Below are 22533 nucleotides of genomic sequence, written 5' to 3' on the forward strand. Positions count from 1 at the left end.
AAAGGAGTGGTTTTTTATGAATGAGATGATACATAAAATGGAGCAACACGTTTCAGTTCGTAAATATAAAGAAGAACCAATTTCAAAAGAGATAGTAGAGAGACTGGTGCAAGCTGCGCAGCATGCAGCTTCCTCACATTTTGTACAGGCGTATTCTCTTATATATGTAACAGATCAGGAACTAAAGGCTAAACTAGCTGAATTATCCGGGAATCGTCATGTGAAAGACTGCGCAGCATTCTTTGTATGCTGTGCGGATTTAAAACGTCTAGAAACTGCATGTGAGAAACATGGAACAGAAATTAAACATGAGGGAGTAGAGGACTTTATTGTAGCAACAGTAGATGCCTCATTATTTGCACAAAACTTAGCACTTGCAGCTGAATCATTAGGATACGGCATTTGTTATATTGGCGGAATTCGTAATAACCCGAAAGAAGTGAGTGAATTGCTTCATTTACCGGATAAAGTATATCCGGTATTCGGAATGACAGTGGGCGTACCAAATGAAGATCATGGAGTTAAGCCACGTTTACCGGTAGCGGCCATTCTTCATGAAAATGGATACGATGAAAAGAAATATGATGAATTATTAAACGAATATGATGAAACGATGAGTGCGTATTACAAAGAAAGATCGTCAAATCAAAAAAACGTAACATGGACGGAATCAATGAGCTCATTTATGTCCAAAGAGAAAAGAATGCATATGAAAGAGTTTTTAAATGAAAAAGGATTAAATAAGAAATAAGTAAAAAGGCAAACCTGGAATGCGGGTTTGTCTTTTTTGGAGGAGAAATGTATTTTTTTTGCTATCATATACATAGAAATAAAAATTAATAAATTTTTACAAAAGTGATAGAAAATGAGAATGAAATGCCAATAGTAAGTAAAAGCAGCTGCTAAAGGGGAACTGAGGAAGGAAGATGTTTATGACTTTTGATTCTGAAGAGGATTTAATTATAGCTATGAAAAAACGTGATCAAGATGCTTTGAAAGAAGTCATTGATCAATATGGAAAATTAGTTTTATACATTATTCATAAATCATTAAGTACCCCTATTGAGAAACAATATGTAGATGATTGTTATAACGATGTATTTACTGTCATTTGGTTTAATATCGACCAATTTGATATAGAAAAGGGAAACTTAAAATCTTGGATGATAGGTATTACTAAATTAAAGGCATTGGAATATAAAAAGAAAGTATATAGAGAGAACAAAATGGATAAAGACGTAGAAATAGATAAAGGTATCCATGATAGCTATGAAATAGAACAAGAAGAAGAGATTATGGAAATAGTACAAGATTTAAATAAAAAGGGTTTTTCTTATTTTTTAATATATTCGTGATAGTAAGTGCAGGTCTTTGCTTTATAAAATATTTAATGTAAAAAGCGGCATAATAGCCGCTTTTTATCGTTTTATTTAGTATTCGATTTAAAATATTTGTCTTATGAAAGAACGATTATTGCTAATTGTAAACTGCCAATAAAGTTATTTAAGTTTGGATATAGAATGCCCCATCGCACTTGAAAATGCAGCAATAATTTCGTTTGAACCTATCTATTATTGTGCACTACCTAAAGCACCCTCTATAACAAGTTCAAACTTTCAATAAGAAGATAAACCCCCGTACAACTTAAAAGGATGTACGTAAATATTTTGAAAATCCGTTGATTAAGCCATTTGAAAATAATTTGACCTATATACAAACCTAGAAATACGATTGGAATAGCATAAAAACTTGATTCCCAAATTGTTTTGTTTGTGCCAGTAAAGAGTATTTGAGTTAGTAGACTAATGAAATATATAAATAGATAAAAAGCTAAAGTAGTTGCTCTCAACGTCTCTTTTTTCGTATCAGTTCCTGTAAAGTAAAGTAACAGGGGTGGTCCTGGCATACCGATACTGGTCGTTAAAAGCCCTGATAATCCACCAACTATAAAATCTCTAAATGGTGTTGATTTAACCTTAAAGTTGCATATTAGCATCAATGTTAATAGTAAGAGCAGGATGCTAATTGCTAATTTAAAAGCGTTTATATTAATGGAAATGAAGAGTAAAATACCAAAAGGTACACCAACTATACTTCCAATAGTTAACCTTTTCAGTAGAATAAAGTCAATGTCCATTCTTATTTTCCAAATGAGTGATATGGAAATAATTAATGATAAAATGATATTTATTTGTATAGCTTCTTGTGGTAAGAATAACATTAGTAAGAAAGGTGTTGCCATTATGGAAAAGCCAAAACCTGTACTTGTTTGCAAAACAGAAGCCACCAATATAATACATATGAAACTTAATGTAATCTCCAAAATAGCCCTCCTATTTAATCAAATACAATAAATATTTTAATACCATGAAAATCGAATTTAGCTATTTTGAGCCTATAGCATAAGTGCAATGTTTCACAATCTTATTTTTATTTTAACATAAAAACTTAGTTTCTTCTCAAATAGCATTCACGTATAGGGCCCATTAACGAATATGGTTGCCATTTTCAAATAATTGTATTGTTACGCAGCGCTAATAAATGAGATCAAATAAAATTTGGTGAAGAATCTATTGATTATCAATAGATTCTTCACCAAGCTCACCGCGATAAAACAAGAAAAGCCATATAAAACTAACAAAAATACAGCATATAGCTAACAAGCTACCAATCACTTGAGGAGAAAGGATTTCTAAAAACCATCCTGTAATAAACATAGATAACTGAATAAGCGATCCGTAGATGGAATAATGAAATGAAAAAACTTTACCAATCATGTTTTCTTGCGTATACGTTTGTAGTAATGTCGTATCAAGTGGAACGATGATTCCTCCTGCTATACGCATACAGAGTAATGTAATGATACCGATAATAAGTTGATCGGATAGAATGAATCCGAGAAAGAAAATTCCTTGCAGTAAATAGGCCCAACCAAATGCTCTTTTCATTTTGTCTTCATTTTTAGACATATAAAGATTAACGAAGAGACTGCCAATCATAAGTCCAGCCCCTTGAACCGCATATAAAATACCAATGTTAGTGTGGAAGATTCTTTCGGCATAGATTGTTAGAAGTAACTGATAGGCACCTCCAATAATGCCCCATGAAATGCCGACAAGAATTAATGTTAAAATAATTTTGCTTTGTAATATGTATGTATAACCATCTTTTATATCAGTGAAAAACGCTTTTTTCTTGCTAAAAGTGTCACGAGAAGGGATCTTTATTTTATAAATAATATAGGCTGAAATAAAGTATGATAGGCTATTAATAAAAAAGGCACTCTCGATACTTAAAGATTGTGCAATGAGCCCACCTAAAGAAGCTCCCATAATAGACATAAAACCATTGATTGTACTAGAAAGAGAGTTAGCGGTTACGAAATGCTTTTGATGTACAATATTTTTTAGAGTTGATTGCTTAGCAGGCTCGAATAAGCAAGAGAGTACTGATAAGCATATATTAGAAACGAAAATAATTTCAATTTTGTAGAATGCTAATAAATAAGTGAGGACGATAATTCCTCGTAAACTATCGGTAAAAATCATAATTTTCTTTTTTGAAAAACGGTCTACAATTCCGCCTATGAATGGGCTCAGAAGAAGTTGAGGTAACCCTTTGCTCATAAAGGTGAGTGCTAACATAAATGAAGATTCTGTTATGCTATAGACGAGTGTTAATAAAGCGACAGTATGAAACCAATCCCCAAGTACACTTAATGTTTGACCATAAAATAGTTTTTTAAAGTTTTTATTTGTTCTAAGAAGTGTGGAATAAGAAACTGATTGCACTGACATAAAAATTAATCCCTATCTATTGGCGATGTTTGTACATGCTTTTTCCATTCACTTAAATACATTTTCTCTGCTTTAGGTAGTCCAACAGGTAATTGTGCAATGAATTCTAAACTATTTCCATCAGGATCGTTAAAATATACGGAGGCGTGTGCTAATTCTGGAAAAACGATTGGCTCAATTGGCTCCATTCCAAAGTCTTTTCGCGCTGGAATTCCTTTCTGTTTGAGCCAGTGTATTGCGTTTTCTAAATCGTGTAAGCTTACTTGGAAAGCGATATGTCGTAAGGATGGATGATAATTGACTTTGTATTCTTTTCCTTCCCAAAGACCAATCCAACTTTCATTTTCTACAATCCAAAAGAAGGCGATATCGTTGTCTCTTTTATATAATTTTAACCCCAGTGATTCGTAAAAAGGTATCGAAATTTCTAAATTGCAGACAGGTAAATGTGCTTCATAAAGACCTTTAATCATTATAATCCTCCTTAGTAAAAATGTTTCTTATTCCATAGTAAACGATTTCTTGTTAGTTGAAATCACAAAAAAGATGGACATAAATTCATACGAAAGTATGAAAAAACAGCTCAAATATGAGCTGTTTTCGTATAGTTTTTAGTTAACATATTTCATTCATTTAGAGTTTAGCGAAAAGGATACGTATTATATTTAAAACCCTCCGCCGCCACCCCAACAGCTACATCCGATAATGATTAGAAGGATGAATAGCACGATGAGTAAAGCAAATCCACCGCCGAAACCAGCGCAACTACCACCAAAGCTCATGTTTTTTCCTCCTTTTTAGGAAATTAATCTATATAACTAATGGATTACTTTATAAGATATGTTTTTATTTAGAAAAGGAGCAAGTCTTACTTCTAATTAGACAAGAGCCTGTGATCGGATTTAAATGTGATATTTACTTTGTTTCATAGCGCTTTTTTAAAAATGGTAAAACAATATGGAAGTGTATACTAGGTGAATGTATTGCAAATGAAAGGGGTATATAACTTACAATTACATTAAAGTTTCTTTTCATAAATATAAAATTTGTAAAAAAAGCCATTTTTTTATTTTTTTATGAGTGGAAATGTACTATAATTTTACAAGTAATATTATGGGAAAAGGGAGTTTTAGTATAGAGATGGAGATGGGACAATTACACAATAAAATAGAACACAAAAAGAAAGAGTTAATTCAACTTGTTGCTAGGCATGGATTAGATCATGATAAAGTTTTGTTATTTAGTCGGGATTTAGATATACTAATTAATAAGTTTATGGATATAAAAGACAAAGTATGTAAGTGATTAATCTTTAATTTTTTATATTAGGATTATTTACTGATAAAGGAGAGAACAGTTATTGGAACATTTACAAGAAGAGTTGTATAAACAAATAAAAGAAGAAAAAGGTGCAGTTACTATATTTTTAAAGAGCGGAGTAAGAATAGTAGGGGAAGTAGTTGGAGTAGATAGATTTACAGTATTAATATTAGTAGATGGAAAACAACAACTTATTTATAAGCAGGCAATATCAACAATTATGAAATAAGACACTCATTTTGAGTGTCTTATTTCATAATTAAATGGTTATTGTTTACATGCTTCAACGTCAATGCCAGCAGCTAGTAATTTTTTTTCTCCGTCTTGTTCAATGATTTTTTGTAATCTAGATAAGAAAGAGTCAAAATCTGTATGTTTACCAACTTGGAAAGTCATTTTATGCTCAATTGGTAGCCAAGTATCAATATCAGCTTCGTTATGCTGAATTTTCACTTCAAGTTTATCAAGTGCGTTAGCAACTTTTGCTTCATACGTTTCTTTCGCTTCGAACTCCATCCATAAATCGTATAATTCCACGCCGAGAGGACCTTCTAGTGTACGTTTAATATTTAAAATGGCCTCTAGCTCATTTTTCTGTTTTTGTAATTGTAATTCACGGCTATTCATCGTATCAAAGGCAGGAATATCACCAGCTTCTGCTTCGACAAGGTCATGAATAATAACCATTTTAAGTAATTTTTCTATATTTACTTTTTGATCCAAATAAGGCTCAACTAAGATAGCCATTAGGGACATACGCCATGTATGTTCAGCAACACTTTCTTGACGTCCGTTAGAAAGCCAACTATGTCGCATTTCATATTTTAGTTTTTCTGCTAATGCAATGACTTGTAAAATGTTATGTTCCATCGTGATCCTCCTCATATTTCCATACTATAATTCTAATATAGAAATGAAATGTGTCAATTTAATGAGTATATTGCGATAAATAGATGATACGCGTATAATGATTGTTATATGTGAAAACGCATTATTAAAATAAAAAAATGTTTTACGAAAACGAAAAAGGAAGGGCAGGAATATGGGAGACGAAAATCAAGGATTAGCTAGACCGCAAAGGAAAAAAAGGAAGTTTGATATTTCTAGCCCCTTTGGCATTGTAGTAGGTTTCGTTATTTTAATTGCAGCGATCATGCTTGGCGGTGGTGGAATAAAAGCTTTTAAAAATTTCTTAGATGTTTCATCTATTTTGATCGTTATAGGGGGAACAACAGCGACAATTATTGTGGCATATAGATTTGGAGAAATAAAAAAATATACGAAAAGTATTTTTACTGTTTTACATAGAAGAGAGGAAAATCTAGAACAGTTAACGGATTTGTTCGTTGATTTTTCAAGGAAGTCTAAAAAACATGGTTTACTCTCGTTAGAAGTTGATGGAGAGCAAGTAGACAATCCTTTTATTCAAAAGGGGATTCGTTTAATGTTAAGTGGATATGATGAAGCAGAATTAAAAGAAGTATTAATGAGAGATGTTGAAACAGAAGTATATGAGTTAAGAAAAGGAGCAACATTATTAGATAAGATTGGTGATTTCGCTCCAGCGTGGGGTATGATAGGAACTTTAATTGGTCTTATTATTATGCTGCAAAACTTGCAAGATACATCGCAAATTGGTACAGGAATGGCAGTTGCTATGTTGACGACATTGTATGGATCTGTTATTGCAAACATGATTGCAATACCGTTATCTGAAAAAGTGTATCGTGGCATTGAAGATTTGTATACAGAGAAGAAATTTGTAATAGAAGCAATCACAGAGCTTTACCGAGGACAAATTCCTTCTAAGTTAAAGTTAAAACTTGATACATACGTATATGAAACGAAGATAAAAAAAGAAAAACGAGCAGCCTAATATTTCAAGGAGTGGTATGGTGATGATAAAACGACCGCAAAAAGGATCGCCTCGTTGGATGACGACTTTTACTGATTTAACGATGTTGTTATTGACTTTTTTTGTACTATTAGTTGCTACATCAAAACAAGATACAGTAAAATTATCGAAGATGCTTGAAAAGTTTAGTGATGCAGAACAAGTGGATGCGAAAGTAATGGAAGGTACAATACCAGATATTTCACATGAAAAAAATGATGAAAAAGCAGTTTCAAAAAAACGAATGGATGAATTGTATAAAAAGTTAAAAGCATATGTAGATAATAATGGTGTTAGTCAAGTGAATGTATATCGAGAAGATACAGGTGTTAGCATCGTTATAGTAGATAACTTAATATTCGATACAGGCGATGCGAATGTTAAGCCGGAAGCAAAAGAAGTAATTAGTCAATTAGTAGGGTTCTTTCAATCGGTACCAAACCCAATTGTTGTAGAAGGACATACAGATAGTAGACCGATTCATAATGAAAAATTTCCTTCCAACTGGGAATTATCTTCAGCACGAGCAGCTAATATGATTCACCACTTAATTGAAGTGTATAATGTAGATGATAAACGATTAGCAGCGGTAGGATATGCGGACACAAAACCAGTAGCATCAAATGATTCACCGCAAAATTGGGAGAAAAACCGGCGCGTTGTAATATATATTAAAGAATAATATATTTCCATTTTATTAATAAAATAATAAAAATACAGAAATTCTTTTAAAAAAATATTAAATTTTCTCGTTTTATTTTGTATAATGAGTGAGAATGATAAGGTGAAATATTAAGATATATTTATACATAGAGGGAGAGAACCAAAAAGAATGGCACATAAAATTTTAGTTGTAGACGATGCAATGTTTATGCGAACAATGATTAAAAACTTATTAAAAAGTAATTCAGAATTTGAAGTTATCGGTGAAGCAGAGAATGGGGTAGAAGCGATTCAAAAGTATAAAGAACTTCAACCTGATATTGTAACACTAGATATTACTATGCCAGAAATGGACGGACTTGAAGCATTAAAAGAAATTATGAAAATTGATTCGAGTGCAAAGGTTGTTATTTGTTCTGCAATGGGACAACAAGGTATGGTATTAGATGCAATTAAAGGCGGGGCAAAAGACTTTATTGTAAAGCCATTCCAAGCCGATCGTGTTATCGAAGCTTTAACAAAAGTAGCAAATAGCTAATATAGAAGGGGTGCCACAAAGAATCAAATCAATGATAGCGGATAGACGTGTGGCCCCCTTTTTTCTCGTTGTAAAACACTAAATTGTTATACATAAATGAAATGTTTGTTAGACAGGTAGGGGATTAAAATGCAAACAGATCTATTAAATATATTTTTTGAAGAAGCAGAAGAACATTTACAGTCGCTAAATGAAAATGTGCTAAATTTAGAACAGAATCCTGCAGATATGGGTGTTGTAGGGGAAATATTCCGCTCAGCTCATACATTTAAAGGTATGTCTGCGAGTATGGAATTTGCGGAAATGGCAGATTTAACTCATAAGATGGAAAATGTTTTAGACGAAATCCGTCATGGAAATATGATGGTGAATGCTAATATTATTGATGTTATTTTTGAGTGCATTGATAATTTAGAAAAGATGGTTACAGATGTGCAGCAGGGCGGAATGGGTAATATTGATGTTGTATCTACAAAGCATAAATTAGAAGCATTATTAAATGGGAATGTAGAAGCTTCTATGGAACAAGTAGAGCAAAGTAGTATAAACAATGATGATACAGTTTCACATGAAGTATATATAACCGTCGAACAACAAGCCATTTTAAAAGCAGTACGTGCCATTATGTGTATTGAAGCATTACAAAATGTAGGGGATATACAAAAAACGGTTCCAAGCATTGAAGAAATCGAAGCGGATGCTTTTGGATTTGAGTTTACAGTATATATGGATACTGATCGTAGTGTTGAAGAATTGAAACAGGTGGTGCTTCACGTTTCTGAAATTGAGAAAGTAGAAGTGAAGCAAGGAAATATAGCTGAAGAAGGAATCGTACAATCTATTGCAGCAACGCAGCTGGATCCATCTCTAGAGGCACGAACTCCAACAGCTAGTACTACACCGGCTAAAAGTAATACAAAAACGAAAAATGCTAAAGTAGAGAATCGTTCTATTCGTGTTCAGTTAGAAAAAATCGAAAGATTAATGAATATGTTTGAAGAAAGTGTAATTGAGCGTGGACGAATTGATGAATTAGCAGAAACGATTCAAAATAAAGAGTTAATCGAGCATTTAAATCGATTAGGGGATATTTCAAAAGATATCCAAAATGTATTATTAAATATGCGTATGGTACCAATTGAAACGGTCTTCAATCGTTTTCCGCGTATGGTACGTATGTTAGCGAAAGATTTAGGTAAAAAAATCGATTTACAAATTAAAGGTGAAGATACTGAAGTTGATAAAATTGTTATTGACGAAATTGGTGATCCACTCGTTCATTTAATTCGTAATGCAATTGATCATGGTATTGAAACTGTCGAAAACCGACGTGATGCCGGGAAAAATGAGACAGGTACTATTAAATTAGAGGCGTTTCATAGTGGAAATCATGTCGTAATTCAAATTACTGATGATGGAAATGGTATTCATAAAGGAAAAGTATTAGAAAAAGCGATAAAAAATGGTGTTGTAACGGAATCAGAGGCAAATAAATTAACGGATCGTGAAGTGTTTGATCTTATCTTCCAACCGGGATTTAGTACAGCGGAAGTTGTATCTGACCTTTCTGGACGTGGGGTTGGATTAGATGTTGTTAAACATACGATTCATAGTTTAGGTGGGCATTTAATTATTGATTCTGAAGAAGGAAAAGGAAGTACATTCAGAATTGAACTTCCTTTAACATTGTCTATTATTCAATCAATGCTTGTTCAAACAAATGATAAGCGTTATGCATTGCCTCTTGGCAATATTGCTGAAGCCATTCGAATTAAGAAAGAAGACATACAATCGTTACAAGGGAAAGACGTTTTAAACTATCGCAATCAAATTATTGAAGTGAAACATTTAAGTACTGTATTTGGTGAAAAAACAGTAGATGAGGCGTTCGCATCATATGATAGTCAAATGGTTCCTGTGTTAATTGTTCGTAATACACATCGTAGCTATGGACTTATCGTAAACACAATTATCGGTCAAAGAGAAATAGTTTTAAAGTCATTAGGTGATTTCTTTGCAGAGAGCTCTAACTATTTCTCTGGTGCGACAATTCTCGGTGATGGACGAGTGGTCCTCATTTTAAACCCAGAAGGTTTATAATAGGAATGAAGGAAGCTCCCCACTTGTATACAATTGGGGAGCTTTTTGGGTAGAACTAATAATATAAGTATATGAAAACCGTCGTTTACACATATTGTGGAAATAAATACATGTTCACAATTCGGATGATAAGTTTGGTAAAATATAACGAGTGTAATAGAGAGTTTAAATCATTTGATAGAAAAACAAAAATGAGGAGGCAGGAAAAATGCCTGAGCAACACACAAAAGGGGATACTGGCACAATTGTGCTAGAAAAAGAAAATGAACATTTAACGCCTCAAGAATGCGATATTCTTGGTGAGATTGCTAATATATCATTTGGTTCAGCTTCGACTGTATTATCAACAATTTTAAATAGGCAAGTAAGTATTACTGCTCCTCAAGTAGAATTGGTAGATTTATATGATACAAGTGATGTTGAAATTCCACATGTTGTATTAAATATCCATTTCACAAAAGGATTAGATATGGAAAATCTTCTTGTTCTTCAACAAGATGTTGCTTTATCTATTGCTGATTTAATGATGATGGGAACAGGTGAAGTTGAAGAGGGAAAAGAGCTTGGTGAATTAGAGCTAAGTGCAGTACAAGAAGCTATGAATCAAATGATGGGATTCGCAGCAACATCTATGTCAGAATTCTTCCAAGATACGGTAGACATGTCTCCGCCAACAATTAAAGTTGTGCAACTTACAGAAGAGATGGAGAAGATTTCTGGTATTAATGGGAATAATATGGTTGTTAAAGTATCGTTTGAATTAAAAATAGATAATCTTGTGAATTCTCAGCTTGTACAGGTTGTTTCAGTTGAACATGCGAAGCGAATGATAAATAAATTGTTACAATTATCTGGTGGTGTGGAAGAAGAAATAGATGAGCCGGCGGAAGTGCAGGAAACTGAGATTGTAGAAGAGCATGTAGAAAAAGAGCAATTAACACAAGAAGAGAAAGATGTGCTTGGTGAAATTGCGAATATTTCAATCGGTTCGGCTTCAACAGTACTATCGACGCTTTTAAATCAGCCTGTCACTATTAGTACACCAAATGTAGAGGCGATTAATGTTCGTCATTATGAAGGAGTACCGGTTCCGTTTGTTATTTTAAATGTCGATTTTGTTGAAGGACTAAAAAATGAGAATGTATTCGTATTTACGAAAGATGTTGCTTTAACAATGGTAGATTTAATGATGATGGGAACGGGTGAAATTGATCCGGAGAAAGAGCTAAGTGAATTAGAGTTAAGTGGCATTAAAGAAATTATGAACCAAATGATGGGGCATGCTGCAACAGCGATGTCAGAAATGTTTAAAGAAAAAATGGATATGACACCACCAGACGTTAAATTTGTTTCTTTAAAAGAAGAAATGGAATATTTGGGAGAGTCGATGGCAGTTGACGAACTCGTTCAAATTACTTTTAATCTTGAAATTGGTGATCTCCTTCAATCAAAGATGTATCAAATACTACCGATATCAGAAGCGAAAGAAATGGTTAGAAGACTTCTATATCCGATGGTGGAAGAGCAAGAAGAAATAGTTGAGGAAGTTGTTGAAGAGGAAGAAATTCCTGCACCAGTCGTACAGCCAATTGAATATAAAGAAGTCAAGCAAGTTGAGCCAGTATATATGGATACATCTATTCTACAAAATGTAGAAATGAATGTTAAATTTGTATTTGGAAGTACAGTGAGAACAATTCAAGATATTTTAAGTCTACAAGAAAATGAAGCGGTCGTACTTGATGAAGATATTGATGAACCGATTCAAATTTATGTGAACGATGTATTAGTGGCGTATGGAGAACTTGTAAATGTAGATGGGTTTTTCGGAGTAAAAATGACGAAATCGCTATAAGGCGTCAAAATAGGAGTTTGAACAAATAGATGAAAAACGTAAAGTTTTTTCTAGTTAGTTGGCTATTCTTACATATATGTATAATTTTACCATCGCAAGGGCAGGCAGAAGAAAAAAGTGTACAAGATCAAAATATAAGCGAAATGAATGACCAAGAGGGAAAAAATAAAGAAGTTCAGGAACAGCCAGAACAAGTGGAAATGCCCTCGGTTGAAGATGAAAAAAAAGCAGTAGAAAATGAGCAAGGAAAAGAAAAAAAAGAAGAAAGAACGATAGAAACTGACCGAGGGGTTATTACAGTTAATAAGCAGGAGCTAAAGGTTGGCGAAGAAGTGCGGATTACTGTAGAATCAAATGAAAAAAACATTCAAAGTGTAAAAGGTATATTACAATTACAAAAAAATGGTGAGCAGTACAGACAAGAGAGAATAATATCTTTTGAGTATGAAGAAGAAACGAAGCGATGGATCGCTAATTATAAGGCCGGAATATATGATTTACAAGGTGATTGGAACCTTAGGCTTGTTGAAAGCTATAAAGAAGATGAGAAGGAAGAAGTAATAGAGAACGAATTAAATGTCCCGCTCATTCGTATAAACAATGAAGCACCAACTATAGATAAAGAATTGCCAAAGTTAGAGAAAGTTAGTATTGATGAGGCAAAAGGGAACTTAATTGAACGGAAAAAGGGAGAATCCGTTCATATACGAGTACAAACGGTAGATAAAGAATCGGTTGTTAAAGAAGTGCGCGTTATATTAAAAGGAAAAGAAGACGGTAACGATATTACTTTTTTATTAGACTATAATAAACGCGACATGGATTGGCAGAAAATATTTGAAATAACAGAAGGTTTACCTGTTGGGCCGCATCAACTTATTGTGGAAGTAACAGATGGGGCAGGTAACAAACTTTTGACAGAGAGTGAATATATCGTTTCTATCATCGAACAAAAAGTGAAAGATGATGAAAAGATAGAAGAGCAAGAGAATCAAAATGAAGTAGAAGATAAGAAAGAAATTGAGAAGCAGGAAGATCCGAAAATAGAGATGCCGCTTCCAGAAGAAAAACTTCCAGTTATTCAAATTCCAAAGCAAGACGAGAAAGTAAACTATTTTATAAAAGAGCCGTTGAAAGAGAAAGAGGAAATCAACTACGTTATAAAAGAGCCAGCGACAGACAATAAGGAAGTAAATAATGTGAAGGTTCATAAAGAGAAAAAAAGCGGAAATGACAATCAAGTCGTTTCTAAAAAGAAAGAGAAAATAGAAGAACAACAAGAAAAGAAAGAGGAAAAAAGTGAGCAGGGAGTACAGGCTTCTAATGTGTTTGCTGTTATGTCAGGATTATTTGTACTGTTTTTAGTTTTAAAGAGTAATAAAGAATGGGGCTAATAATTTGATAGTAGTGGAGGCGCTTAAATGGAAATTAAACGTACGACAATTCAAAATAAGACGCTACAACCATTAAAACAGCCTGCAGCTATTTCAGAACATGAAATTCAGAAAGAACGAAAGCGGAGTAACCTTGTGATTACTGGGCAGCCCAAAATCATTTCGAAAAACAATGAAATAGGGATTTTGCTTGCAAGTTTAGGTGATGGAAAGATTGTAAAAGAAATGCTTTCTAAGGAAATGGATACCGTGTTGCAGTTGTTTTCAAAGTTACATATGTTGTCCGAGGAAGGAAAGCAATCGGAAAAAATATATGAACAAATTGTTAGAAGTTTACAGGGGCTTATTAAACAAGCTCATATAAAGGGAGTTCCGTTATTAGACGGAACGTATGATTTCGCTGAAGTGCAGCTTTCGTTTGGAAGAAAAGTGCATATTCCGTTACTTGATGTAAGTGCGCTCATTTCTAGAGTGGAACAAGATACATCAGAAGGAAATACGAATTTAATGATAACAGTTATTACAGCTTACATGACAAAATTGTCTAACGAAACAATTTTAATTAGCGGTACGGATCGTATTTCTAAAGAACGTGATGTGAGTGTGTGGAGAGCACTTGCAGAAATGAATATGACGCAATTATCGCATGCGTTGAAACATACGATTCAAGAGCATAAATGGTCTGTTACAGCTCTATTTCTCTTTATATGGGTTATAGGTATCATATTGATTCGTATTATATAATAAAAAAAGGTCGTCATTTCAATTATGACGACCTTTTTCTATATTTTTTCGTAGAAGAATGTATCAAAACGCTGAAGGTTGTAGCGTTCGGGTGTTAAAATTTGTTCTGTGCTACCAACGAATAGTACGCCGCCTTTTCGTAAAGAACGACTAAACTTTTCATAAAGCTTTATTCTTGCTTCTTCTGTAAAGTAAATCATTACATTTCGACAAATGATTAAATCGTAGTTCGTATCAAATGTCTGCATTAATAAATCATGTTGTTTAAATGTAACTTGCTGTTTAATATTTTGATGCAATATATATGTATCATCTTCTTTTGTGAAATGACGTTGTTTTAAATCATTAGGTAATTCTTTCAAAGAGCGTTCTGTATATTGACCACGTTTTGCAGTTTCTAAAACATGAAAATCAAGATCCGTTGCTTGAATGTCATAACGAAACGGAGCTAGATGCTTCGATAATATTAAAGAAAGTGTATATGGTTCTTCACCGGCAGCGCAAGCAGCACTCCAAATTTTTAATTTACCGTTATTTTGTTCAAGTAGCTTTGGTAGAGCTTTCGTCTCTAACGTTTGCCAGCGCTCTTTATTTCTGAAAAACTCTGATACGTTAATTGTAATATAGTCAATAAAACTTAAAAATAATGTTTGATCGGTGCGTAAATTATTTAAAAAATTTGTGTAATTGTCAAAACCTTTTCTCGAAATGAAAGCGTCGATTCTTCGGCGCATTCTATCTTGCTTATAGGAAGTGATATCCATATTAAAGTGCTGTTTAAAACTTACGACAAATTGATTATAATCTTGTTCAGTTATCATATTTACAATAGGCACAATAACGATATTGTGCCTCCCCCTTTACATCATACGAATTTTTTGTTCAAAGCTTTTTTTCATCTGCTTTTCATGTAAGCCTGGTAAATCATAAATAACAGCATCAATTCCTGCTTCTTTTGCAACGTCAACGGGAATGACAGACGTATGTTTATCTCCGTTATAAAAACAGAGAACTAAATCGGTATCTTCGACAATTTGCTTTACAAAAAACATATAATCTGATCGATAAATGGAGTCGGAAGGATGATCAAAAGCAATATACTCGGCTCCGTGTTTTTTTAAGTAATCAACGACTTCTTGAAATTCGTCTGTTAATACTTGTAACGGTTGTAGTGTGTAAAGACATAAATTTTGAGCAAGTCTTTCGTTTTCAATGAAGAAACGAAGAACCTCATTTTCAATAGATTTATAACATAATATGTAAATTTTATGTTTGTGAGCATAGTCAATTAAAAATTTTTTTATTTCTTCCTGATCTAATGCTGTTAATTGATTTGAACCACAAAGAAAAATATTCATAGATTTGTGCCACCTCATGCTAAATTGTAACATATCTTCTATAAAAAATAACTGCAAAATATCATTGTACAGAGTATAATTATAAATAACTAGATTTTACGATTAAGTTTAGAAGGAAATAAAAAAATAAATAGGTGATATATATGCTGCGTTCTATCTCGCATAATCCAATTTTATCGCATATACCGCCTGCTACTCAAATGCCGAAAGAAGCAAATGTCAGGACAGGACTTGCTTTTTCGGATAATTTGCATGCAGATCCGAAAAACGATAAATTGTTAGAACAAATGGAAGCACTTGTTGATAACATTGGAGAAATTAAAGAGAAAATCGAATTAGAGTTAACGCTCGATAATGTAATGGAATACAAAAATACTGTAAAATCATTTTTGAATTTTTACGTTGATAACGTATTGCAGTATAAAGATGTTATGTCTCGTCATCCGCGTTACGGATATTCGCAGAAAATGACGATCGTAAAACAAGCTGAAATGGGATTAACTGAGTTAGAAGATGTTATGAATTTAATTAATACGAAAACAGGGCATTTAGAAATGTTAAATCAAATTGGAGAAATTCATGGTTTGATTGTAAATTTAGTCTTGTAAAGGAAAGGAAGCTATATGTACATACAATTATATGAAAAGCTCGTTATTATTCAAAAGGCATATGAAAATATTCAAACGCTTGGGGAACAAATATATGAGAATTTAAAAAATAAAAATGTAAATGCAGTTCAAAAGTTGCAAGTAGAGCAATTGCAGTACATAGAAGGTGTTAAAGGATTATCGCGATCTTTTGAGGAAATGGTTGTTCAGCTTTGTAAAGAAAAACAAGTTGAACCGCTGCGTATGCGTTCGCTATTTTCGTATTTTTCACAGGAAGAAAATGAAAAAATGGAAGAATTACAAAAAAGTTTAAATGAATTAGAAGAAAATGTAAAAATGATTCTTTTGAAAAATCAATATTACTTAAACGTACTATTAAAAACTACAGAAAGTATTGTGGATTCCGTTTCTGAATACAATTTGGAGAAAAACAATAATTCGCAAATCTTTATGAATGAACTATTGTAAAGGAGAAGTGAAGCATTATGAGATTATCTGATTATAATACGCCGTTATCTGGTATGCTAGCGGCCCAAATGGGATTACAAACGACAAAACAAAACTTATCTAACATTCATACGCCGGGTTATGTTCGTCAAATGGTAAATTACGGATCTGTTGGAGCAAGTAACGGTCATACGCCTGAACAGAGAATCGGTTATGGTGTACAAACATTAGGAGTTGACCGTATTACAGATGAAGTGAAAACGAAGCAATTTAATGATCAGTTGTCACAGTTCTCTTACTACGCATATATGAATTCTACTTTATCGCGAGTAGAGTCTATGGTAGGAACGACAGGGAAAAATTCATTATCTAGTTTAATGGATGGATTCTTCAATGCTTTTCGTGAAGTTGCAAAAAATCCAGAACAACCAAACTACTACGATACATTAGTTTCTGAAACTGGGAAGTTCACAAGTCAGATAAATCGTCTTGCGAAAAACTTAGATACAGCAGAAGCACAGACGACAGAAGATATTGAAGCACATGTGAATGAATTTAATCGTCTTGGTGCTAGTTTAGCAGAGGCGAATAAAAAAATTGGACAAGCAGGGACACAAGTACCTAATCAACTATTAGACGAACGTGATCGCATCGTTACAGAGATGTCTAAGTATGCCAATATTGAAGTATCTTATGAATCTATGAATCCTAATATCGCGAGTGTTAGAATGAACGGTGTTTTAACAGTAAATGGACAAGATACATATCCACTTCAATTAAATAAAGAAAAAGAACCAATGTCTGTTGCGATTTATGGATCGGATATTCCTTTAACAGGTGGAGCCATTCAATCAGCAATAGATACGAAAGGGAAGATTGCTAGTTATAAAAAAAACCTTGAAGAATTAATGAGTTCTGTAAAAGGTCAAGTGAATACAGTGATGGGAAAAGATTTCTTCGTTGGAGATTATGCGAAAGATATTCAGTTAAACCCTGAATTCGCAAAAGATGTTTCGAAAATGAAAATCTCTGCTGAAACAGCAAATAAACTAGCAGGAATTACAGAGGGAGATTATAAAGAAGGTCTTTCTTATAAACAAGCATTAGACCAATTTATAGTTGGTGTAGCTTCTGATAAAAGTGCAGTGAATGCTTATCAAAATATTCATAAAGATTTATTAGAAGGTATTCAACAAGAAAAAATGAGTATTGAAGGCGTAAATATGGAAGAAGAAATGGTTAATTTAATGGCTTTCCAAAAATATTTTGTCGCAAACTCTAAAGCTATTACGACGATGAATGAAGTGTTTGATAGTTTGTTTTCGATTATTAGATAACATGTAGAAGGATCGAAAAAGCTTTTTTTGTGATGGAAGAGAGGGTCCGGCGCAGGGTAGAAGCGGACAGAGCCTTTTAGTGGACCAAGCCATGTTAGACCAGAGATATGAGATGGTTGAATGGGAAGTTAAGGGGGAGAATAGCCATGTTTAGCAAGCGTCCTCCCCCATGTAAATTAAATGAAAACGAAAAAGTCTTTTTTATGAGGGAAGAGGATAGCTGTATATAGGTGAGGTTTCTTCTTCGCACCAATTCAAATATAGATAAAGGAGAAGGTAAAGATGAGAGTATCTACATTTCAAAATGCAAACTGGGCAAAGAATCAGATGATGGATTTGAATGTGCAGCAGCAATATCATCGAAATCAAGTAACTTCTGGGAAAAAAAATCTTTTTATGAGCGAAGACCCACTTGCGGCAAGTAAATCATTTGCGATTCAGCATTCGTTAGCAAATATTGAACAAATGCAAAAAGATTTAGCGGATTCGAAAAATGTATTAACACAAACTGAAAATACTTTACAAGGTGTTTTTAAATCTTTAACAAGAGCGGATCAATTAACAGTGCAAGCGTTAAATGGGACAAATAGCGAAAAAGAATTGAAGGCAATCGGTGCAGAGATTGATCAAATTTTAAAACAAGTTGTATATTTAGCGAATACGAAAGAGCAAGGCCGTTATATTTTCGGTGGGGATAGTGCTGAACAAGCTCCATTTACAGAAGATGGTACGTATCAAGGTGGAAAAAATGATGTGAACTGGCAACTAAATGACGGTTATCAATTAAAAGCATTTCGTAACGGAGAAGCATTATTATCCCCGGTTATAAAAACGTTAAAACAGATGAGTGAAGCGATGCAAAATGGTGACCAAAAAGCGTTACAACCGTTATTAGGAGAAAATAAGAAAAACTTAGATAGCGTCATTAACCGTACAACTGAAGTTGGTTCAACTATGAACACGATGGAGACGTTTAAAACGATTTTAAGCGAGCAAAATTTAGCGCTTCAAGAAAATCGTAAAGAAATTGAAGATGTTGATTTAGCGGTAGCAATTTCTGACCTAGCTTATATTAATGCAACTTATGAAGCAACGCTTAAAGCAGTTAGTACGATGAGTAAAACGAGCATTTTAGATTACATGTAAACAATAAGGAGTGAGAAATATGGCAGGGACGTTAACAGGTATTGGTGGTAGACAACAGATTTGGAACCTCGGAAATAATATGATCGATACTTCTAACTTTGTAGAATTAGAAATGCAAGCGTTAGATATGAGAAAAACACCATATACTACTGAGAAGCAACAACTTACGCAAGATAAACAAGTATATGCAAGTTTAAAGACACAATTTACCCCTTTTACTCAAGTGTTTAAAGATTTAGCAGCTTTTAAAGGGAATGAGAAAAAAGTTACAACGACACAAGACGGTTACATTAATGTAAAAGCTGATGGTGGAGCGATTGCAGGGACTTTTAATATGACGATTACACAGCTTGCGCAGCGTCATCAAATAGCTTCTAATAAGATTGCTGATATAAATGCAAAACTTCCTAAAGATGAAATATTAAAACTAGGCGGTAAAGATCTAAAAGTAACAACTGATATGACATATAAAGATTTAATAAATAAAATTAATGATGGAGATTATGGCGTATCGGCTTATACACTTGGAGATAAAATTTTTATGTCCTCGAAAAAAGAAGGAACAGATGGGAAAATTGATTTTTCAGGGAACACATCTACACTGTTTCAAGATATTGGTTTAGTTAAGGCGGATGGGACAGCAGTCAATACAATTAATGAAGCACAAAATGCCAAATATAGTATTAATGGTATTGGAGCTGAAAGTTTTACAAATACAATTGAAGCTCTTCCGGGCGTGAAAATTGAATTGTTAAAGGTGACTGAGCCGAAAGTAGAAGGAACACCAGATGCAGGTACAACAACAGATCCAAAAGCAAAAGGGATAGATTTAAAATTTACGGTAAGTGATTCCAACGTAACAGACGCAGCCAATATTATTAAAAAGATGGTAGCAGAGTATAATAAAGCAGTTTCTACAGTGGATCTTTTTGCTGGGAAAGATGGAGTTTTCCAAGGACAGGTAATTATGCAAAGCGTACGTCAAGCGTTGAATAACGTCGTGACATTCTCGCAAGATGATAATTATTTATTTTCATTTGGTATCCAATTAAAGCAAGATGGGACGATGGAAGTTAATGAAGAAAAATTAACACAAGCACTAAAAGAAAAACCAGATGCAGCGAAGCAATTTTTCTTTGGTTCTAACGGTTTAGGTAAAATGATGGAAGAGCCACTTGAAAGACTATTTGGTGATAAAGGTGTAGTCGGAGAGCGAGTAAAGAACATTGACTCACGTGTAAGTGATTTAGATAAAAAGATTAGAGATATTGAGAAGCAGAACTTGCAAAAGCAAGATGAAATTGTGAAAAAGTATCAAAAATTAGAAAGTACATTAGCGGCGCTTGATAGCCAGCTGAAAACAATTAAAGCAATGACAAAACAAAAAAGTGATGATTAATGAAAGTTAAGGAAGTGATTGTATGCAAGCATGGCAACGTTATATGCAAAATGATATTATGACGAGTAATCCAATTAAAAACACAATTTTTATTTATGAAAGATGTATCGTTGAGTTTCGTAATTTAGAAGAACTTTTAAATAGTTTTAAATTGCAAGAAGGAGACGCGCTTCTTGAAAAATTAGAACGTATTTTTGAAGAGTTAAAGCTTCAATTAAATCCAGAGATCACTAAAGATTTATATGATAGTCTATTCGGTTTATACGATTGGATTAGCATCCAAATTCAGACGATGAAAGTAACGCGTGAAGTAAAAGACATGGATGCGATTGTGCAAGTGTTACAAGATTTAATAGACGGTTACCGCGGAGCACTTGAAAATGAACAATGATATTTATCGAGCGTTTGTCGGCTGTTTTAATGAAATCGGAGAATTGCAAGTATCAGATGGGGAATTTGCTGAGAAGAGTGCAATGTTAAATCGCTGGATGATGACATTGGATGAAGAGACGCGCGCAGATGTTGCAGCGGAAGTGAGTCCATTAATAATTAAGGCAGCACAGCATATTCGAGATAAGCAAAAGATTTTGGAAGAAATGATTATGACAAATGATGGACGAATGAAAGCGAATTCGTTTTACGGTAAATTTTAATAGGAAAGTATGGAAATGGATACCCCTTTTAAAAGGGGATCCATTCCATTGTTTGAATAAGGCGTTCCGCTGATTGAGGTTTCACTTTATGACTGTAATAAAAAGAATGGTAATAATCCAAACAATGAAAAATAAGATGTCTTTATTTTATGGAGAGAAGTGTATGGAAGCTCTTTTTTATTGTCTATATATCAAAATGTTACATGGATTACTACGCGTATACAGTTTTTTATATTCTTTTTTATATTTTTGTATTTTTCTAAAGACAACAATGGAAAAATGGAATAAAATATGTAAGGGTACAAAATAGATAATATTTTAATAAATAAATACATATAGGAAAATGAATAATAAAGTGAAACTTCCATCAGTGGATGATCATGCGCTAAACGAGCATGATGGAAAAGGAAGGGTGTGGAATATGCCAGATTTAGTTAGTGATGTAAGTCATTATATGAACTATTTAGTAACGAAGCGAAATACGGTTTCTAGTAATATTGCAAATGCGAATACACCTGGCTATAAAGCACAAGATGTAACATTTGCTGAGCAAATGAATATGAGCAGTGCATTATACAAAAAAAATACTGCGGATTTAAAGAGTAATCCAGATTTATATCAAACGAATGTAATGCACTTACCGACAGCAAATACGAAAAATACATACGCAAAGATTCAAACGAAATCAATGCAAACGAATAAAGATGGAAACAGTGTTGATGTAACGACAGAAATGCTAGATTTAATGAAGACAAACCAATTATACGGTGTTTCAATTAATGCAATTAATACGCAATACGCTATTAACCAAGCAGCACGTGGACGTTAATAGTTAAAAGGAGAGACAAAGATGTTTCAGGCAATTAATGCAAGTGGTTCAGGGCTAACTACAGCGAGAAAATGGATGGAAGTTACTTCTAACAATATCGTAAATGCAAATACGACGGGAGCACCGGGTGCAGAGCCGTATCACCGTCGAAGTGTAGTATTAGAATCAAATAATAGTTTTGCAAGTATGCTAGATGGAGCTCCTACTAACGGAGTGAAAATAAAAAGTATTGAAACGGATCGAAATGAAAATCTTGTGTATGATCCGACGCATCCGCATGCAAATGAAGAAGGATATGTACGTTATCCGAACATTGATGTGACAGCTGAGATGACGAATGTAATGGTTGCTCAAAAAATGTATGAAGCAAATACAAGTGTATTAAATGCGAACAAAAAAATGCTCGATAAAGATTTAGAAATCGGCCGAGGATAAGAGGGAAGAGGGGAAA

27 protein-coding genes are annotated in these 22533 nt (G+C 33.5%); 20 read left to right on the forward strand and 7 right to left on the reverse strand.

Going from position 1 to position 22533, the window contains the following annotated elements; genetic code table 11:
- The first annotated feature begins 16 nt into the window (after nucleotides 1–16).
- Together nfsA and MR155_RS07830 are read left to right on the forward strand one after the other, a co-directional pair.
- The gene (nfsA, locus tag MR155_RS07825) at nucleotides 17–751 is read left to right on the forward strand and encodes an oxygen-insensitive NADPH nitroreductase (protein ID WP_002141086.1); all 735 of its coding nucleotides are present in this window, start codon (nucleotides 17–19) and stop codon (nucleotides 749–751) included.
- Between the two features lie 175 nt (nucleotides 752–926).
- A complete protein-coding gene (locus tag MR155_RS07830) occupies nucleotides 927–1355 on the forward strand; it encodes a sigma factor (RefSeq protein ID WP_313897553.1) in 429 nt (142 codons plus the stop codon).
- Between the two features lie 242 nt (nucleotides 1356–1597).
- On the opposite strand, the gene MR155_RS07835 is transcribed toward MR155_RS07830, so the two are convergent.
- The 4 genes from MR155_RS07835 to MR155_RS07850 all read right to left on the reverse strand — a co-directional run bounded on the left by MR155_RS07835 (nucleotide 1598) and on the right by MR155_RS07850 (nucleotide 4579).
- Nucleotides 1598–2323, reverse strand: coding sequence for a sulfite exporter TauE/SafE family protein (locus MR155_RS07835; protein ID WP_088031653.1), 726 nt, complete (start codon nucleotides 2321–2323; stop codon nucleotides 1598–1600).
- A gap of 247 nt (nucleotides 2324–2570) precedes the next feature.
- Entirely contained in the window at nucleotides 2571–3797 is a 1227-nt protein-coding gene (locus tag MR155_RS07840; RefSeq protein WP_242309124.1) for an MFS transporter, read from the reverse strand.
- Between the two features lie 5 nt (nucleotides 3798–3802).
- Nucleotides 3803–4270 (reverse strand): VOC family protein, encoded by a 468-nt coding sequence (locus MR155_RS07845; RefSeq protein WP_033730498.1) that lies wholly within the window; start codon nucleotides 4268–4270, stop codon nucleotides 3803–3805.
- 192 nt (nucleotides 4271–4462) lie between these two features.
- Nucleotides 4463–4579, reverse strand: a complete 117-nt coding sequence (locus tag MR155_RS07850; RefSeq protein WP_000007805.1) for a YjcZ family sporulation protein — start codon at nucleotides 4577–4579, stop codon at nucleotides 4463–4465.
- A 304-nt stretch (nucleotides 4580–4883) separates the two neighbouring features.
- Here MR155_RS07850 and MR155_RS07855 point away from each other — a divergent pair, with 304 nt between their 5' ends.
- Both MR155_RS07855 and hfq read left to right on the forward strand, forming a co-directional pair.
- On the forward strand, nucleotides 4884–5102 hold the full coding sequence (locus MR155_RS07855) for an aspartyl-phosphate phosphatase Spo0E family protein (protein ID WP_063217918.1): 219 nt from the start codon (nucleotides 4884–4886) through the stop codon (nucleotides 5100–5102).
- A gap of 55 nt (nucleotides 5103–5157) precedes the next feature.
- Entirely contained in the window at nucleotides 5158–5346 is a 189-nt protein-coding gene (hfq, locus tag MR155_RS07860) for an RNA chaperone Hfq (protein WP_002012071.1), read from the forward strand.
- A gap of 38 nt (nucleotides 5347–5384) precedes the next feature.
- Here hfq and MR155_RS07865 read toward each other — a convergent pair whose 3' ends face one another.
- Nucleotides 5385–5987 (reverse strand): HD domain-containing protein, encoded by a 603-nt coding sequence (locus MR155_RS07865; protein WP_002030912.1) that lies wholly within the window; start codon nucleotides 5985–5987, stop codon nucleotides 5385–5387.
- 172 nt (nucleotides 5988–6159) lie between these two features.
- Between MR155_RS07865 and MR155_RS07870 the strand changes: the two genes are divergently transcribed.
- From MR155_RS07870 to MR155_RS07900, 7 genes are all read left to right on the forward strand, one after another.
- Nucleotides 6160–6993: a flagellar motor protein MotP gene (locus MR155_RS07870; RefSeq protein WP_242309126.1), complete on the forward strand. Its 834-nt coding sequence runs from the start codon at nucleotides 6160–6162 to the stop codon at nucleotides 6991–6993.
- 22 nt (nucleotides 6994–7015) lie between these two features.
- The gene (locus MR155_RS07875; protein WP_002012067.1) at nucleotides 7016–7693 is read left to right on the forward strand and encodes an OmpA family protein; all 678 of its coding nucleotides are present in this window, start codon (nucleotides 7016–7018) and stop codon (nucleotides 7691–7693) included.
- Between the two features lie 150 nt (nucleotides 7694–7843).
- Nucleotides 7844–8212 (forward strand): response regulator, encoded by a 369-nt coding sequence (locus MR155_RS07880; RefSeq protein ID WP_000940577.1) that lies wholly within the window; start codon nucleotides 7844–7846, stop codon nucleotides 8210–8212.
- Nucleotides 8213–8341: 129 nt separating this feature from the next.
- Entirely contained in the window at nucleotides 8342–10312 is a 1971-nt protein-coding gene (locus tag MR155_RS07885) for a chemotaxis protein CheA (RefSeq protein WP_002012065.1), read from the forward strand.
- 208 nt (nucleotides 10313–10520) lie between these two features.
- Complete coding sequence (locus MR155_RS07890; protein ID WP_002086512.1) at nucleotides 10521–12167, forward strand: flagellar motor switch protein; 1647 nt, start codon at nucleotides 10521–10523, stop codon at nucleotides 12165–12167.
- 29 nt (nucleotides 12168–12196) lie between these two features.
- On the forward strand, nucleotides 12197–13561 hold the full coding sequence (locus tag MR155_RS07895) for a transglycosylase (RefSeq protein ID WP_242309128.1): 1365 nt from the start codon (nucleotides 12197–12199) through the stop codon (nucleotides 13559–13561).
- A 27-nt stretch (nucleotides 13562–13588) separates the two neighbouring features.
- Nucleotides 13589–14305, forward strand: a complete 717-nt coding sequence (locus MR155_RS07900; RefSeq protein ID WP_242309130.1) for a hypothetical protein — start codon at nucleotides 13589–13591, stop codon at nucleotides 14303–14305.
- 38 nt (nucleotides 14306–14343) lie between these two features.
- Here MR155_RS07900 and MR155_RS07905 read toward each other — a convergent pair whose 3' ends face one another.
- The gene (locus MR155_RS07905) at nucleotides 14344–15126 is read right to left on the reverse strand and encodes a CheR family methyltransferase (RefSeq protein WP_242309132.1); all 783 of its coding nucleotides are present in this window, start codon (nucleotides 15124–15126) and stop codon (nucleotides 14344–14346) included.
- A gap of 39 nt (nucleotides 15127–15165) precedes the next feature.
- Nucleotides 15166–15663 carry a flagellar motor switch protein FliG gene (locus MR155_RS07910; protein ID WP_002030924.1) on the reverse strand — a complete coding sequence of 166 codons (498 nt, stop codon included), beginning with the start codon at nucleotides 15661–15663 and terminating at the stop codon, nucleotides 15166–15168.
- Nucleotides 15664–15806: 143 nt separating this feature from the next.
- Here MR155_RS07910 and MR155_RS07915 point away from each other — a divergent pair, with 143 nt between their 5' ends.
- The 9 genes from MR155_RS07915 (at nucleotide 15807) to flgC (ending at nucleotide 22517) form a co-directional block, all read left to right on the forward strand.
- Nucleotides 15807–16271 carry a YaaR family protein gene (locus MR155_RS07915; protein WP_002141107.1) on the forward strand — a complete coding sequence of 155 codons (465 nt, stop codon included), beginning with the start codon at nucleotides 15807–15809 and terminating at the stop codon, nucleotides 16269–16271.
- A 15-nt stretch (nucleotides 16272–16286) separates the two neighbouring features.
- Nucleotides 16287–16739 (forward strand): flagellar export chaperone FlgN, encoded by a 453-nt coding sequence (locus MR155_RS07920; protein WP_002064619.1) that lies wholly within the window; start codon nucleotides 16287–16289, stop codon nucleotides 16737–16739.
- A gap of 17 nt (nucleotides 16740–16756) precedes the next feature.
- Nucleotides 16757–18055: a flagellar hook-associated protein FlgK gene (gene flgK, locus MR155_RS07925; protein WP_242309134.1), complete on the forward strand. Its 1299-nt coding sequence runs from the start codon at nucleotides 16757–16759 to the stop codon at nucleotides 18053–18055.
- Between the two features lie 282 nt (nucleotides 18056–18337).
- Nucleotides 18338–19201 (forward strand): flagellar hook-associated protein 3, encoded by an 864-nt coding sequence (locus MR155_RS07930; protein ID WP_002086498.1) that lies wholly within the window; start codon nucleotides 18338–18340, stop codon nucleotides 19199–19201.
- Nucleotides 19202–19220: 19 nt separating this feature from the next.
- Nucleotides 19221–20600: a flagellar hook-associated protein 2 gene (locus MR155_RS07935; protein WP_242309136.1), complete on the forward strand. Its 1380-nt coding sequence runs from the start codon at nucleotides 19221–19223 to the stop codon at nucleotides 20598–20600.
- A gap of 22 nt (nucleotides 20601–20622) precedes the next feature.
- Nucleotides 20623–20991 carry a flagellar export chaperone FliS gene (locus MR155_RS07940; protein WP_002086495.1) on the forward strand — a complete coding sequence of 123 codons (369 nt, stop codon included), beginning with the start codon at nucleotides 20623–20625 and terminating at the stop codon, nucleotides 20989–20991.
- Nucleotides 20981–21253 (forward strand): hypothetical protein, encoded by a 273-nt coding sequence (locus MR155_RS07945; RefSeq protein WP_002086494.1) that lies wholly within the window; start codon nucleotides 20981–20983, stop codon nucleotides 21251–21253. The genes MR155_RS07940 and MR155_RS07945 overlap by 11 nt, the downstream gene beginning before the upstream one ends.
- Before the next feature lie 343 nt (nucleotides 21254–21596).
- Nucleotides 21597–22082: a flagellar basal body rod protein FlgB gene (gene flgB / locus MR155_RS07950; protein WP_242309138.1), complete on the forward strand. Its 486-nt coding sequence runs from the start codon at nucleotides 21597–21599 to the stop codon at nucleotides 22080–22082.
- A 21-nt stretch (nucleotides 22083–22103) separates the two neighbouring features.
- Nucleotides 22104–22517, forward strand: coding sequence for a flagellar basal body rod protein FlgC (gene flgC, locus MR155_RS07955; RefSeq protein WP_002030933.1), 414 nt, complete (start codon nucleotides 22104–22106; stop codon nucleotides 22515–22517).
- The last annotated feature ends 16 nt before the right edge of the window (nucleotides 22518–22533 follow it).

It is taken from the genome of Bacillus cereus group sp. BfR-BA-01331, from assembly GCF_022663915.1.
Lineage (GTDB): Bacteria > Bacillota > Bacilli > Bacillales > Bacillaceae_G > Bacillus_A > Bacillus_A mycoides.